This is a genomic window from Streptomyces sp. HUAS CB01, assembly GCF_030406905.1.
GTDB classification, from domain to species: domain Bacteria; phylum Actinomycetota; class Actinomycetes; order Streptomycetales; family Streptomycetaceae; genus Streptomyces; species Streptomyces chengbuensis.
In genome coordinates this window covers 1,110,001-1,124,885 of record NZ_CP129137.1, presented here as the reverse complement: position 1 = coordinate 1,124,885, position 14,885 = coordinate 1,110,001, and the positions used below count along the sequence as shown (strand labels likewise).

The 14,885-nt window shown below is 73.0% G+C and carries 13 protein-coding genes (1 of these 13 running past the window's edge); 6 read left to right on the top strand and 7 right to left on the bottom strand.

Annotation, left to right across the window (positions count from 1 at the left end; genetic code table 11):
- The first annotated feature begins 10 nt into the window (after positions 1 to 10).
- Positions 11 to 415 (top strand): DUF742 domain-containing protein, encoded by a 405-nt coding sequence (locus tag QRN89_RS05055; protein ID WP_290348145.1) that lies wholly within the window; start codon positions 11 to 13, stop codon positions 413 to 415.
- Positions 396 to 1,001, top strand: a complete 606-nt coding sequence (locus QRN89_RS05050) for a GTP-binding protein (RefSeq protein WP_290348144.1) — start codon at positions 396 to 398, stop codon at positions 999 to 1,001. Before QRN89_RS05055 ends, QRN89_RS05050 begins: the two co-directional genes overlap by 20 nt.
- 88 nt (positions 1,002 to 1,089) lie before the next feature.
- On the opposite strand, the gene glpK is transcribed toward QRN89_RS05050, so the two are convergent.
- The 4 genes from glpK to QRN89_RS05030 all read right to left on the bottom strand — a co-directional run bounded on the left by glpK (position 1,090) and on the right by QRN89_RS05030 (position 5,332).
- Positions 1,090 to 2,610, bottom strand: coding sequence for a glycerol kinase GlpK (glpK, locus tag QRN89_RS05045; RefSeq protein ID WP_290348143.1), 1,521 nt, complete (start codon positions 2,608 to 2,610; stop codon positions 1,090 to 1,092).
- A gap of 89 nt (positions 2,611 to 2,699) precedes the next feature.
- Positions 2,700 to 3,461, bottom strand: coding sequence for an MIP/aquaporin family protein (locus tag QRN89_RS05040; RefSeq protein ID WP_290348142.1), 762 nt, complete (start codon positions 3,459 to 3,461; stop codon positions 2,700 to 2,702).
- A 255-nt stretch (positions 3,462 to 3,716) separates the two neighbouring features.
- Positions 3,717 to 4,904, bottom strand: a complete 1,188-nt coding sequence (locus QRN89_RS05035) for a lipid-transfer protein (RefSeq protein WP_290348141.1) — start codon at positions 4,902 to 4,904, stop codon at positions 3,717 to 3,719.
- Positions 4,901 to 5,332 carry a Zn-ribbon domain-containing OB-fold protein gene (locus tag QRN89_RS05030; protein WP_290353571.1) on the bottom strand — a complete coding sequence of 144 codons (432 nt, stop codon included), beginning with the start codon at positions 5,330 to 5,332 and terminating at the stop codon, positions 4,901 to 4,903. The genes QRN89_RS05035 and QRN89_RS05030 overlap by 4 nt, the downstream gene beginning before the upstream one ends.
- A 298-nt stretch (positions 5,333 to 5,630) precedes the next feature.
- On the opposite strand from QRN89_RS05030, the gene QRN89_RS05025 reads away from it, so the two are divergent.
- Positions 5,631 to 6,470: a M15 family metallopeptidase gene (locus QRN89_RS05025; protein WP_290348140.1), complete on the top strand. Its 840-nt coding sequence runs from the start codon at positions 5,631 to 5,633 to the stop codon at positions 6,468 to 6,470.
- 41 nt (positions 6,471 to 6,511) lie between these two features.
- A complete protein-coding gene (locus tag QRN89_RS05020) occupies positions 6,512 to 7,087 on the top strand; it encodes an NUDIX domain-containing protein (RefSeq protein ID WP_290348139.1) in 576 nt (191 codons plus the stop codon).
- Here QRN89_RS05020 and QRN89_RS05015 read toward each other — a convergent pair.
- Positions 7,078 to 9,456, bottom strand: coding sequence for a glycoside hydrolase family 31 protein (locus QRN89_RS05015; protein WP_290348138.1), 2,379 nt, complete (start codon positions 9,454 to 9,456; stop codon positions 7,078 to 7,080). The genes QRN89_RS05020 and QRN89_RS05015 overlap by 10 nt on opposite strands.
- 290 nt (positions 9,457 to 9,746) lie before the next feature.
- Here QRN89_RS05015 and QRN89_RS05010 point away from each other — a divergent pair, with 290 nt between their 5' ends.
- Both QRN89_RS05010 and QRN89_RS05005 read left to right on the top strand, forming a co-directional pair.
- Positions 9,747 to 11,735: an acetoacetate--CoA ligase gene (locus QRN89_RS05010; protein ID WP_290348137.1), complete on the top strand. Its 1,989-nt coding sequence runs from the start codon at positions 9,747 to 9,749 to the stop codon at positions 11,733 to 11,735.
- 99 nt (positions 11,736 to 11,834) lie between these two features.
- Positions 11,835 to 12,851: a DUF8829 domain-containing protein gene (locus tag QRN89_RS05005; RefSeq protein ID WP_290353570.1), complete on the top strand. Its 1,017-nt coding sequence runs from the start codon at positions 11,835 to 11,837 to the stop codon at positions 12,849 to 12,851.
- An 82-nt stretch (positions 12,852 to 12,933) separates the two neighbouring features.
- Here the strand turns inward: QRN89_RS05005 and ptsP are convergent, their stop codons facing one another.
- Together ptsP and QRN89_RS04995 are read right to left on the bottom strand one after the other, a co-directional pair.
- Entirely contained in the window at positions 12,934 to 14,604 is a 1,671-nt protein-coding gene (gene ptsP / locus QRN89_RS05000; protein WP_290348136.1) for a phosphoenolpyruvate--protein phosphotransferase, read from the bottom strand.
- Between the two features lie 74 nt (positions 14,605 to 14,678).
- A protein-coding gene (locus QRN89_RS04995; RefSeq protein WP_290348135.1) for a PTS sugar transporter subunit IIA crosses the window boundary here: on the bottom strand, positions 14,679 to 14,885 show its final stretch. The gene runs 243 nt beyond the window's last position; 207 of the gene's 450 nt are visible here — the last part of the coding sequence; the start codon falls outside the window, past its right edge; its stop codon occupies positions 14,679 to 14,681.

Below are 14,885 nucleotides of genomic sequence, written 5' to 3'. Positions count from 1 at the left end.
TGGACCGGCCATGACTGACGGCAGACAGCAGGTCCGGCAAGCCCCCCGGTGGTACGACGACGAGGCCGGGCCGGTGGTCCGTCCGTACGCGATGACCCGTGGCCGGACCACGAGTACCACGGAGCACCGGCTCGACCTGATCGCGCTCGTCGTGCCCGAACCGGCCGCCCACGATCCCGGCCGGGACCAGACGCTCTCCCCGGAGCACGTGGAGATCGTCGAACGCTGCAGCACCACCCCTCAGTCGATAGCCGAGCTCGCCACGGGCCTGGACCTCCCCGTCGGGGTGATCCGGGTCCTCGTGGGCGACCTCGTCGACGACGCGCTGGTCCACGTGACCCGTCCCGTTCCGCCGGCCGAGCTGCCGGACGTCAGCATTCTCCGCGAGGTGATCAATGGTCTTCGGGCGCTCTAGCCGACGGGAGACGCCGGTGGAGCCGGTGACACTGAAGATCCTTGTGGCCGGCGGCTTCGGGGTCGGCAAGACGACCCTCGTGGGCGCGGTCAGCGAGATCAAGCCGCTCCGTACCGAGGAGACGCTCAGCGAGGCCGGCCGGCCCGTGGACGACCTCGACGGGGTGGAGTCCAAGAACACCACGACCGTCGCCATGGACTTCGGCCGCATCACGCTGCGCGAGGACCTCGTGCTCTACCTCTTCGGTACCCCCGGTCAGGACCGCTTCTGGTTCCTCTGGGACGAGTTGGCCCAGGGTGCGCTCGGCGCGGTCGTGCTCGCCGACACCCGCCGTCTGGAGGACTCCTTCGCCGCGATCGACTACTTCGAGCGGCGCGGTATCCCGTTCACCGTGGGTGTCAACTGCTTCGAGGGCGCGGACGAGTACCCCCAGGAGACCGTGCGGGCGGCCCTCGACCTCGACCCCGAGGTACCGCTCATGATGTGCGACGCCCGCGACCGGGAGTCCGTCAAGGCGGTGCTGGTCGCGGTGGTGGAGCACGCCCTGGTGCGGTCCACCAGGGAGCGGGAGCCCGCGGCGACCTGATCCGTCCCTGCCCGGCCCGGCCCCTTCACGACACGGCCCGTACCCCCGCCGACAGGGGTACGGGCCGTGGTCCACGGGGTCCGGACGGCTATGCGCCGTCCTCCCTCTCCCAGCCGAAGCTCCGCTCCACGGCCCGGCGCCAGTTGTCGTACTCCCGGTCGCGCACGTCCGCGGACATCCGCGGCGACCACTCGACGTCGCGCTGCCAGTGCGCCTTCAGCTCGTCCAGCCCGCCCCAGACCCCGGTGGCGAGGCCGGCCGCGTACGCCGCGCCCAGACACGTCGTCTCGGACACCTTCGGCCGGATCACCGGTACCCCCAGCACATCGGCCTGGTGCTGCATCAGCAGCCGGTTCGCGGTCATGCCGCCGTCCACCTTCAGCGTGGTGATCGGCACCCCCGAGTCCTGGTACATCGCGTCCACCACCTCACGCGTCTGCCAGCTGGTCGCCTCCAGCACGGCGCGGGCGAGATGCGCCTTGGTGACGTACCGGGTGAGACCGGTGATCACCCCGCGGGCGTCGGAGCGCCAGTACGGCGCGTACAGCCCGGAGAAGGCCGGCACGATGTACGCGCCGCCGTTGTCCTCGACGCTCGCGGCCAGGGTCTCGATCTCGTCCGCGCTGCGGATGATCCCGAGCTGGTCGCGGAACCACTGCACGAGGGCGCCCGTGATCGCGATGGAGCCCTCGAGGCAGTACACGGGGTCGGCGTCGCCGATCTTGTAGCCGAGCGTCGTGATGAGCCCGTTCTTGGAGGGCACCGGCCGGCCGCCGGTGTTGAGCAGCAGGAAGCTGCCGGTCCCGTACGTGTTCTTCGCCGTTCCGGTGTCGTAGCAGGCCTGGCCGAAGACCGCGGCCTGCTGGTCGCCGAGCGCGGAGGCGACCGGTACGCCCTCCAGCTGGCCCACGGCGGTCCCGTAGACCTCCGCCGAGGAACGGATCTCCGGCAGGACCGCCTCCGGCACGTTCATCGCGGCGAGGACGGAGGCGTCCCACTGGAGGGTCTCCAGGTTCATCAGCATGGTGCGGGAGGCGTTGGTGACGTCCGTGACGTGCACGCCGCCTTCCGTCCCGCCCGTCAGATTCCAGATCAGCCAGGAGTCGACGGTCCCGAAGGCGATTTCACCCCGTTCGGCCCGCCCGCGCAGCCCCGGCACATGGTCCAGCAGCCAGGCGGCCTTCGGGCCCGAGAAGTAGCTGGCGAGCGGGAGGCCGGTGGTGTCGCGGAACCGGTCCTGCCCGTCGGCGCCGCCGAGTTCGGCGCAGAGCGCCGAGGTGCGGGTGTCCTGCCAGACGATGGCGTTGTGCACGGGCCTGCCGGTCGACCTGTCCCACAGCACCGTGGTCTCGCGCTGGTTGGTGATGCCGAGGGCGCTGAGCTGCGCCGCACGCAGTCCCGCCTTGGCGAGTGCTCCGGCGACCACGGCCTGCACCTTGGACCAGATCTCGGTGGCGTCGTGCTCCACCCAGCCCGGCTTGGGGAAGATCTGACGGTGCTCCCGCTGGTCGACGGCGACGATCGCGCCGTCCTGGTCGAAGATGATGCAGCGGCTGGACGTGGTGCCCTGGTCGATGGCGGCGACGTACTTCTGGGAGGTGTCCGTCATGACGTCCTCTTGTCGGATGGCGCTGCCCTGAGGCTGCGGTGGGAACCGTGCTGTCCGGCGTTCCTCCCGGAGCACGGCGGTGCGGCGGATCAGAAGACGATGTTGAAGATCACGCCCGAGAGGAGCCCCCCGATGAGCGGCCCGGCCACGGGGACCCAGGCGTAACCCCAGTCGGACGTCCCCTTGTTGGGTATGGGCAGCAGGGAGTGCGCCAGCCGGGGGCCCAGGTCGCGGGCGGGGTTGATGGCGTAACCGGTCGGGCCGCCGAGTGACAGTCCGATCCCGACGACGAGCAGCGACACCAGCAGCACCGAGATCCCGGATCCGTAGATCCCCGCGGCCTCGCCCGGCACCTGGCCGATGCCGATGCCGGCGTTCCGCCCGAAGGCCAGGATCGGCAGCACCAGTCCGACGGTGGCGATGGTCTCGGTGACGAGGTTGGCGGCGGGACCGCGGATCTCCGGCGCGGTCGAGAAGATCCCGAGCGTGGGCTGGGCGTTGGCGGGGTCCGCGTTCGCCCGGAACTGGGCGTAGTAGGCCAGCCAGGCCAGCACGGCCCCGAGGAGCGCCCCGACGAGCTGGGACAGGATGTACAGCGGCACCTTGCCCCACTCGCCGGTGTCGACGGCGATGCCGACGGTCACGGCCGGGTTGAGGTGACCGCCGGACAGCGGTGCCGCGGTGTACGCGCCCGCCAGTACGCCGAAGCCCCAGCCGAAGGCGATGACGATCCAGCCGGACGCCTTGGCCTTGGAGTGGTTGAGGGTGACCGCGGCGCAGACCCCCGCGCCGAAGAGGATCAGTATCGCCGTGCCGATGACCTCGCCGAGGATGATGTCTGCGTTGCTCATGGCTGCTCCAGGCTGGGTGTGGTTCCCATGGCTACGGAGCGCGGAGGGCAGGGCGGAGTGCGGGGCCGTGCCGTGCGCGGTCTCCGTGACGAGCGTGGTGAGCGTGCCGGAACGCCGCGCTGCCGGGGGCAGCGGCGCCGACGAAGAGGCAGTTTTCCCTCGGGTTACCGCCCCGTCAAGGTCGCCTGCGCCACGAGCGGTTCGGAGGGCGTGCCGATCCGTGAGCGCGAACGGGCCGAGCGCGGCGCGAGTCGTTCACCGGACGGCGACGACCGCCGAGCCGTGACCGAACAGCCCCTGGTTCGCGGTCATCCCGGCGCGTGCCCCCGCCACCTGGCGTTCGCCCGCGGTCCCGCGGAGCTGCCAGGTCAGTTCGCACACCTGGGCGATGGCCTGGGCGGGGACGGCCTCCCCGAACGAGGCGAGTCCGCCGCTGGCGTTGACCGGGATCCGGCCGCCCAGGGCCGTGGCTCCCTCGCGCAGCAGCTTGGCGCCCTCGCCCGGCCCGCACAGCCCCAGGTCCTCGTACCACTGCAGTTCCAGTGCGGTGGACAGGTCGTACACCTCGGCCAGCGACAGGTCCTCCGGCCCGAGCCCGGCCTCCTCGTAGGCGGCTCGGGCGATCGACTCCCGGAACCCCAGGGCCGGCGGGTCGACGGCGACCGCCGAGTCCGTGGCGATGTCCGGGAGGTCGAGCAGGGTCCTGGGGTAGGTGGGGGTCACCGTCGAGACCGCGCGGATGCGCACCGGATCGCCGGCGCCGTGCCGGCGGGCGTACTCCATGCTCGACAGCACCAGCGCGGCGCCGCCGTCGGACGTGGCGCAGATGTCGAGCAGACGCAGGGGGTCCGCGACGACGGGGGAGGACGCGACCTGTCCGGCGCTCACCGCGGCCCGGTAGCGGGCGTTCGGGTTCAGCGCCCCGGCCGCTGCGTTCTTGACCTTGACCTGGGCGAAGTCGTCCAGGGTGTCGCCGTGGAGGGCCATGCGACGGCGCGCGTACAGGCCGAAGTACACCGGGTTCGTGGCGCCGAGCAGCCGGAAGCGCAGCCAGTCCGGGTCGTCGGGCCGCTCGCCGCCGGCGGGGGCGAAGAACCCCTTGGGCGCGGAGTCGGCACCGACGACCAGCACGACCTCGGCCATGCCCGCCAGGATCTGGGCCCGGGCGGTGTCGACGGCCTGCGCCCCCGAGGCGCAGGCCGCGTACACGCTGGTGACGCGCGCTCCCTGCCAGCCCAGTGCCTGGGCGAAGGTGGCCCCTGCGACATAGCCGGGGTAGCCGCCGCGGACCGTGTCGGCCCCGACGACCGACCGGACGTCCTGCCACCCGATCCCGGCGTCGGCGAGCGCGGCCCTGGCGGCGGCGGTCCCGTACTCGACGAAGCTCCGGCCCCACTTGCCCCACGGGTGCATGCCCGCGCCGAGCACGGCGACATCGCTCACCGCTCCTCCTCCACCGGCCGCCAGTACCAGGTCGTCCAGACCGTCTCCGCGTCCTCGGAGAGGGTCCCGGGCACCACTTCGACCTCCGTGCCGACGCTCAGGTCCGCGACCGTCACCCCCGGAACGGCCTGGCCGAGCACCACCATCCGCTCGGCCTCGAGTTCGACGGCGACGACCGTGTACGGCTCCCACTCGGCCCCGGGACCGGAGACGTACGGCGCCGGCGGACGGTAGCGGCCGGCCGTGTACGACCACACGCGTCCACGCCGCGACAGCGGTACCTCCGCGAGTTCGCCGCCCGCGCACGCGGGGTTGCGGCAGTACGCGTCCTCCCGTGGGAAGTGGACGGCGGAGCAGGCACCGCAGCGGGTGCCGAGCAGACGGAACTCCCGGCCGTCGCCACCCTCGGTGAACCATCCCGGCACCACCGGTCTGCGCACACGCGTCAAGGTCCCTCCCCGGATGTCCGCACGGCCCTCGGGCTTCGACGGACCGGCCTTCCCGTGACGGTAACTGACGCCTCGTCAGAACCACGGCCAGTGTGCCACGCCCGGGACACGGGCACGACCCCGCACGGAGCACCGGTCGTGGACACCTCATCGACCCCATCGACCGATGTGCCGAACACCAGAACCACACGGGCGAGTTCGGCGTCCGGTAGGAGTGAACGGGTGGCCGGAACCCACGGGGGTGGTCCTGGCCACCCGTTCCTGATAGACGGTGCGCATGATGCGCACGAGAGGACCCGCCGCAGCACGGCGCGCCCTGACCGCCCTGGCCGTCTCCGGCGCCGCCCTGGCCGTCTCCGGCGCCGCCCTGGTCGCCGACGTCGCCGCACCACCCGCCGCCGGGGCCGCCTCCGAACCCAAGGCCCCCGAGGAGTTCGTCGCCCTGCGCTCCGTGGACCCGACGATCCTCCAGGACATGCGCTACACCACGGCGCACAACTTCGTGGGCGAACCGATCGACGGCTACCGCCAACCCGTCTGCATCCTCACCCGCCCGGCCGCCCGGGCGCTCCGCAAGGCCCAGCGCACACTGCTGCGCAAGGGGTACTCGCTCAAGGTCTACGACTGCTACCGGCCTCAGCGGGCCGTCGACCACTTCGTGCGCTGGGCCGAGGACCTCACGGACGAGCGGATGAAGAAGGAGTTCTATCCACACGTCGACAAGTCGAGACTCTTCGCCGACGGCTACATCGCCGGGAAGTCCGGCCACAGCCGCGGCAGCACCGTCGACCTCACCGTCGTCCCCCTGCCGGCCGAAAAGACCCGTCCCTACGTCCCCGGCGAGCCCCTCGTCCCCTGCCACGCCCCGCAGTCGGAGCGCTTTCCGGACAACTCCGCCGACATGGGTACCGGGTTCGACTGCTTCGACACGCTCTCGCACACCGACGACCCGCGCGTCCAGGGCGCCCAGCGCGCCAACCGGCAGCTGCTCACGACCACCCTCGCCGCCGTAGGCTTCGCCAACCTGCCCGAGGAGTGGTGGCACTTCACCCACAAGCCCGAGCCGTTCCCCGACACCTACTTCGACTTCCCGGTGTCACGACGGTCCCTGACCTGATCGTGCGGACCGCGGGGCCCACCGTCGCGTACAGTCCGCGTGTGACCGAGCCCCGCGAACCCACGCCCCGACCCGGCACCGCCGGAACGGGACCCGCACCCGCGCCCCGGACGTCCGTCCGGGACTCCCACTGCTCCAGCTGCGGCGCCCCGTACAGCGGCCCCGCGGGCTGGCCCAGGACCTGCGCCGGCTGCGGTGACATCGCCTACCGCAACCCCCTTCCCGTGGCCGTCGCCCTCCTCCCCGTCACCGGCCCGCACCCCACCGGACTCGTCGTCATCACCCGCACCATCGAGCCCCAGCGCGGCCGGATCGCCCTGCCCGGCGGGTTCATCGACCACACCGAGGACTGGAGGCACGCCGTCGTCCGCGAACTGAAGGAGGAGACGGGCATCGACGCCGCGCACGAGGAGGTGCGCCTCGCCGACGCCCTCAGCTCACCCGGCGGCCACCTCCTGCTCTTCGGCCTGCTCCCGCAGCGCCCCGCGGACGAGCTCCCGCCGTCGGCCCCGACCGACGAGACGGAGGGCTGGCACGTCCTGCACGAGCCCGCCGAACTCGCCTTCCCGCTGCACACCACGGCGGTACGGAACTGGTTCGCCGGCCGCTACGGCTGAGTCCGGCGGGGCGCCGCCCCCACCGAGCCGCGCACCCGCACGGGACGCCGCGGCCGCGCGGCACCGGCGTCGGACACCCGCTCCACGACCACCCGGCCCTCCACCAGCCGTGACGCGTAGCGCTCCACCACGGACCGCGCCCCCGGGACGGCACGGTCCTCGACGACCAGACCGCCGCCGGTGCGTCCCGGGGCCGGCGCCCACACCTCCAGCTCCGTCCCGCCCTCCTCACCACGCACCGGAATCACCGCACCCGCCCTGGCCAGCACCGGGATCCGCGACAGCGGGGCGTCCAGGAGGAACTGGCCCGGCCCCTCGTACGCCGCGCCCGACACCGTGTCGTACCAGAGCCCGCGCGGCAGGCGCACCGCTCGCCGGTCCGCCCCCGGCTCCAGCACCGGCGCCACCAGCAACGCGTCACCCAGCAGGAACGCGTCCTCGCAGTCCCGCAGCGCCCGGTCGGCCGGCGCACCCCACCACAGCGGCCGCGCGTAGGGCGCCCCGGTCAGCCGCGCCAGATGCGCCAGGGTCTCGAAGTACGGGCGCAGCCGCTCCCGTTCGAGCATCGCCGCCCTGGCGTGCCCGAGAACCCGCGCGCCGAACTCCCACGGCTCCCTGCGCCCCGCACCGATCGCCGCGTGCGTACGGAACAGCGGCAGGTACGACCCCAGCTGGAACCAGCGCAGGAACAGCTCCGGCGACGGACGCCCGTCGAACCCGCCCACGTCGGGCCCCGAGTACGGCACCCCGCACAACCCGAGCCCCAGCACCAGCGACAGCGACGCCCTGAGCCCCGGCCAGCCCGTCGCGACATCGCCGGACCACGTCCCGCCGTACCGCTGCATCCCCACCCAGCCCGAGCGGGAGAACAGGAACGGCCGCTCCTCCGGACGCAGCCTCCGCAGGGCCTCGTAGCCCGCCCGCGCCATCGCCAGCCCGTACACGTTGTGGGCCTCGCGGTGGTCGCCGCCCCGGCCCTCCAGACAGTGCCGGGCCGAGCGGGGCAGCGTCATGTCGCCGAACGGGGTGAACGACACCGGCTCGTTCATGTCGTGCCACACGCCGGAGAAGCCCTGCGCCAGCCGCTCCTCGTACAGCCCGCCCCACCACGCGCGGACCTCCGGATCCGTGAAGTCCGGGTACGCGCACTCGCCGGGCCACACCTCACCGCGCACCTCACGGCCGCGACCGTCCCGGACGAACGCGCCGACCGCCGCGCCCGCGTCGTACACCTCGTTGCCGGGCTCCGCCCTGACCGCGGGATCGACGATCGAGACGAGGCGCACCCCGTCCGCCCCGAGGTCCTTCGCGAGCCCGGGCAGGTCGGGGAAACGCTCCGTGTCGACGGTGAAGACCCGGTGGCGGTCGTGGTGGTCGATGTCCAGGTGCAGCGCCGACAGCGGCAGGCCCCGCTCCCGGTAGCCCGCCACCACACGCCGCACCTCCCGCTCGCTGCCGAAGCCCCAGCGCGCGTGCTGCGCGCCCAGCGCCCACGACGGCGGCGCGACCGGAGCGCCCGTGAGACCCGTCCACCTCCGCAGCACCCGGGCGGGGGTGCCCACGACCACCCAGCAGCGCAGCGGCCCGCCGCCCATCCGAACCTCGCTCGTACCCGGACGGTCGTGCCCCGACCCCGCGCCCTCCTCTCCCTCGCGCAGGGTGACCAGTCCCTCCCAGGAGTTGTCGAGGAACGCCAGATGCGTACCCGCGTCCGCGACCACGAGCTGGACCGGCATGGTGATGTACAACGGGTCGTCCTCCGGTGCGAAGCTCCCCCGCGGATCGGTGTTCCACAGCCGGTACGTGCCGTCCCTCAGCCGGGGCCCCGAAGCACGGCCCCCGAGACCGAAGAACCGGGCGTCCGCGGCCACTTCGCTGCGCTGGAGCCAGCGGGAAGGACCGCCGCCGGCCGGTTCCCACCAGCGCGGCGGCAGCTCCCTGCGCAGGGCCACCCCGCCCGGTGTCCGGATCTCGACCCCGCCGTGCCGCGACACCGCCACCGTGACCCGCTGCGAGACGATCCGCCAGCCACCGTCCTTGTCCGGCTCCAGCTCCGCCCGGGGATCGGGCCGCGGAGGCGTGCCGTCCAGCGCGTACGACGGCTCGGGCTCCGCACCGTCCCAGCCCCAGAAGACGACACCCGTGGCCGCCACCCGCACACGCAGCTCCGAACGCGCGAAACGGACGATCCCGCCGCCCGGCGACGGCTCGGCCCCGATCACCGGGCCCGGCACCCGCGCCCGCTCCGCCCCCCGTGGCGCAAGCCCCCAGGCGTCCGTGCGCCTCCCACGCCACGCCGAGCGCGCCGCGCGCAGCCCCCGCACCGTCCCGAGGACCCTCACCGAGCGCACCAGATCACGACCGTCCATGCTGCTCACCCTGCCATCCGCCGAGGCCGGGGCGAGGTCCGTTCAACTGTCGTTCACCCACGGTGCGGGAAGCCCTCACCGCGGTGCCAGGACCCATCACCCGTGGTGAGAGCACACAATCAGCCACCCCGCCATGGGTGGGGAACCCTGGTGCGGAAGACGATCACATGGCATCGTCCCTGTCAGCCGCGCGAAGGCACACCCACGCCCCGCGCGGACCCACACGTAGACCACGTGCCGACCGCGTGCCGACCACGCACAGAGCCGCACAGCCGCCCGGGAGCCGCCCCATGACCTCAGCAGCGAACCCTGCCCCCCTCTGGCAGCCGGACGCCGACCGCGTCGCAGCGGCCCGGATCACCCGCTTCCAGGCATGGGCGGCCGAGCGCCACGGCGCACCCGCCGAGGGCGGCTACCCGGCCCTGCACCGCTGGTCGGTCGACCGGCTCGAGACCTTCTGGCAGGCGGTCGCGGAATGGTTCGACGTACGGTTCTCCACGCCTTGCGAGCGCGTACTCGCCGACCGCGGCATGCCCGGCGCCCGGTGGTTCCCCGGCGCCACCCTCAACTACGCCGAGCACGCCCTGCGCACCGCCGAGGACCCCGCACGCGCCCATGAGCCGGCCCTCATCCATGTGGACGAAACACATGACCCTGTCCCCGTCAGCTGGGCCGAGCTGCGCCGCCAGGTCGGATCACTCGCCGCCGAGCTCCGCGCGCTCGGCGTACGCCCGGGCGACCGCGTCAGCGGCTATCTGCCCAACGTCCCGCAGGCCGTGACCGCCCTCCTCGCCACCGCCGCCGTCGGCGCCACCTGGACCTCGTGCGCCCCCGACTTCGGCGCCCGCAGCGTCCTCGACCGCTTCCAGCAGGTCGAGCCCGTGGTCCTGTTCACCGTGGACGGCTACCGCTACGGCGGCAAGGAGCACGACCGCGCCGACGTCGTCGCCGAACTCCGCCGCGAACTGCCCACCCTGCGCGCCGTCGTCCACATCCCCCTTCTCGGCACCCCGGCCCCCGAAGGCGCCCTCGCATGGTCCGACCTCACCGCCGGCGACGCCGAGCCCGTCTTCGAGCAGGTCCCCTTCGACCACCCGCTGTGGGTCCTCTACTCCTCCGGCACGACCGGGCTGCCCAAGGCGATCGTCCAGTCCCAGGGCGGCATCCTCCTCGAGCACTTCAAGCAACTCGGGCTGCACTGCGACCTCGGCCCCGGCGACCGCTTCTTCTGGTACACCTCCACCGGCTGGATGATGTGGAACTTCCTCGTCTCCGGCCTGCTCACCGGCACCACCGTCGTGCTGTACGACGGCAGCCCCGGCCACCCGGACACCGGAGCCCAGTGGGCCATCGCCGAACGCACCGGGACGACCCTCTTCGGCACCTCCGCCGCCTACGTCATGGCGTGCCGCAAGGCCGGTGTGCACCCCTCACGGGACCACGACCTCTCACGGATCACGTGCGTCGCCACCACCGGCTCCCCGCTGCCGCCCGACGGATTCCGCTGGCTCCACGACGAGGTCCGCGAGGACCTGTGGATCGCCTCCGTCAGCGGCGGTACGGACGTCTGCAGCTGCTTCGCGGGCGCCGTACCGACCCTGCCCGTCCACATCGGCGAGCTCCAGGCCGCCTGCCTCGGCACCGACCTGCAGTCCTGGGACCCCCACGGCAAGCCCCTCGTCGGCGAGGTCGGCGAGCTCGTCGTCACCAACCCCATGCCGTCCATGCCGATCCGCTTCTGGAACGACCCCGACGGCAGCCGCTACCGGGAGAGCTACTTCGAGATGTTCCCGGGCGTCTGGCGGCACGGCGACTGGATCACCATCACCGACCACGGCTCCGTCGTCATCCACGGCAGGTCCGACTCCACCCTGAACCGCCAGGGCGTCCGCATGGGCTCCGCGGACATCTACGAGGCGGTGGAACGGCTCCCCGAGATCAAGGAGTCCCTCGTCATCGGCCTCGAGGAACCCGACGGCGGCTACTGGATGCCGCTCTTCGTCCACCTCGCCCCGGGCGCCGCGCTCGACGACGACCTGCGCTCCCGGATCAAGCGGACCATCCGCGAGCAGCTGTCCCCGCGCCACGTCCCGGACGACATCATCGAGGTCCCCGGCGTACCGCACACCCTCACCGGCAAGCGCATCGAGGTCCCGGTCAAGCGCCTGCTGCAGGGGACCGCCCTGACGAAGGCGGTGAACCCCGGCTCGGTGGACAACCTCGAACTGCTGCGCTTCTACGAGGAACTGGCGCGCAAGCGCGGCGCCGAGCGCGGCTGAACCGGAGCCTGTCCCCTCGGCCACGACGCCCGTTGTCAGTGCTCACGATTACGGTGAGTGAGCACTGAGCAACAGCGCTCACGCGACCAGGGGGATCCCATGCAGCACGGCAAGCACCACACGACCGCCCGGACCACGTCCCACGCCGAGGGCGGCACCCACCCCACGCAGGACGGCCCGGACCGCACCGCGGCCCGTTCCCGTTCCGGGCGCCACGACGCCACACGGCGGCGCGCCCGGGCGGGCGACACCCGGCGAGCGCGCCACCGGGCCCTGCGCCGCGACGTCCCCGCCACCGTCGGACTGCTCGTCGGCGACCAGGACCTCGCGGCCATGCGCCGGTACCCGACCTTCGCCTTCGACGACCATCCCGACTACCTCCGCCACGCGGAGGGCCTGCTCAAGGCCCTCTCGGCCCAGGGAGGGCACACCACCGTCGCCCTCTTCGACCCGGAGGAGTTCGCCGAGTACTGCAAGGAGACCGGACTCGACCCCGACTCCTCCGCAAGCCGCAGCCGCTACACCGCCGAGCTCGCCTCCGCGGGCGCGACGGTCGCCTACACCGGCCAGCCGCTCGACGAGCTCGTACCGCTGCTCGTCACCCGCTCCGCCCGGCAGGCCACCTGGGAGTACGCGACCACCCTGCTCGGCGACCTCGGCACCTGCTGCGACTGCGGGGACGACGTCGGCCGCTCGGCGTTCGACCGGGCCTCCCGGCTGCTGACGGATCTGCTCGACGGCGCCGGACCCGGCACACACCACCTCGTCTGCAGCGTCCCGGCCGAGAAGGGACAGCAGCTCCTGGCGGTCCTCCACACCATGTGCGCCACCGGCGCGCCCGCCGTCCTCGACGCCTCGCAGGCCACCGAGTTCACGACGGTCCTGGCCGTCGGCATCGCCCTGGAAAGCCCGGGCGGAGTCGTCCTCAGGACGTCCGCCCCCGGCGCCCCCGACCGGCTCCACGGCTGGCGCCTCCACGGCGGCCGGCTCGTCGCACTCACCGAGGCCGAGGTCTTCAGCGCCTACTGCACGGACGCTGACACCGGAGAACCGCTCTCCCCGGAACCGGGCGTCGAGTACCGCGCGGGCTTCGAGGTGGGCGACGCACACCCCTAGAGCGCGGACACCCGGCGAGCCGGGGCCGGAAGAAGGGCTCCCCGCCCTCAGGCGGGAAGCCCCTCCACACCCAAGCCCGCGGTCACTCCCCGGACAGCACCGCCTGCGCGGCACGACGCGCCTCGTCGGCGGAGTCCGCGGCCCGCGCCGCGGCGGCGGCACGCTCGCACTGGGCCAGCGTGTGCTTCGCCAGCGTCGCCCGCACATACGGGATCGACGCCGCACCCATCGAGAGGGAGGTGACGCCCAGACCCGTCAGCACACACGCGAGCAGCGGATCCGACGCGGCCTCACCGCACACACCGCAGCTCTTGCCCTCGGCCCTGGCCGCCTCGGCGGACAGCGCCACCAGGTCGAGCAGCGCGGGCTGCCACGGGTCCTGCAACCGGGACACCGCACCCACCTGGCGGTCGGCTGCGAAGGTGTACTGCGCCAGGTCGTTCGTGCCCAGCGAGAGGAACTCGACCTCCTGCAGCACCGACCGTGCCCGCAGGGCCGCGGACGGGATCTCGACCATCGCACCGAACTTCGCGTTCAGCCCGGCCTCACGGCACGCGTCCGCGAACGCCCTGGCGTCCGCGCGGTCGGCCACCATCGGTGCCATGACCTCGAGGTACACGGGCAGCCCTTCGGCGGCCTTCGACAGCGCCGTCAGCTGTGTCCGCAGCACCTCCGGGTGATCGAGCAGTGCCCGCAGGCCCCGCACACCCAGCGCCGGGTTCGGCTCGTCGGCCGGTGTCAGGAAGTCCAGTGGCTTGTCCGCCCCGGCGTCCAGCACCCGCACGACCACACGGCCCTCGGGGAACGCCTCCAGCACCTTCCGGTACGCCTCGACCTGCTTGGCCTCCGACGGCGCCTGCTTGCTGTCGTCGAGGAACAGGAACTCGGTGCGGAACAGACCGACGCCCTCGGCGCCGGCCTCCACGGCGGCCGGCACATCCCCGGGGCCGCCGACGTTCGCCAGCAGCGGCACCCTGTGGCCGTCCGACGTTGCGCCCGGACCGGTGGACGCGGCCAGCGCGGCCTTCCGCTCGGCCGCGGCCTCGGCCAGCCGCGCACGCCGCTCCTCGCTCGGCTCCACGAACACCTCACCGGTGCTGCCGTCCACCGCGACCACCCGGCCCTCGGCCAGCTCGCACGCACCCGGCAGCGCGACCACCGCCGGCACCCCGAGCGCCCGGGCCAGGATCGCGCTGTGGCTCGTCGGCCCGCCCTCCTCGGTGACGAACCCGAGCACCAGCGCAGGATCGAGCAACGCCGTGTCCGCGGGAGCCAGGTCCCGCGCGATCAGAACGTACGGCTCGTCGCTGTCCGGCACACCCGGCATCGGCACCCCGAGGAGTCGCGCCACGATCCGGTTGCGCACGTCGTCGAGGTCGGCCACCCGCCCGGCCAGGTACTCGCCGGCACCCGCGAGCAACGCCCGGTAGGCCGCGAACGCGTCGTAGACGGCCCGCTCGGCCGTGCTGCCGACCGCGATACGCCGCTCGACATCCGCCATCAGCTCGGGGTCCTGCGCCATCATGGCCTGCGCCTCGAGCACGTGCTGCGCCTCGCCGCCGGCGAGGTTGCCGCGCGCGACGAGATCGGCGGCCACGGCGTCCACGGCACTCCGGGCGCGCCCCTGTTCGCGCCCCGCGTCCTCGGCCGGTATCTGCTTGGCAGGCGGCTCCAGCACCGCCGTCCCCATGTGCCGAACCTCGCCGACCGCCACACCGTGGCTCACGCCGACGCCTCGCAGGGTTGTCTCCATTTCACCCGTCTCCGATTGTGCGGCGGTCCCAGCCGCCGCGGTGGATGTACGACCGGCCCCTCACCGGGGTGAGGTCACTGCCAGCTGAACAGTTCGTCGCCGGTCTTCACGTCGCCGTCCTCACGGAGTCCGCCCAGCGAGTCGGCGGAGGCCTCGAGGGCCACCACGGGACAGATCGGGGACTTGCCGGCGGCTTCGACGGCCACGGGGTTCCAGCGCACGACACCCTGACCGCGGGTCACGGTGTCGCCCTTGTTGATGAGGAGCTCGAAGCCCTCACC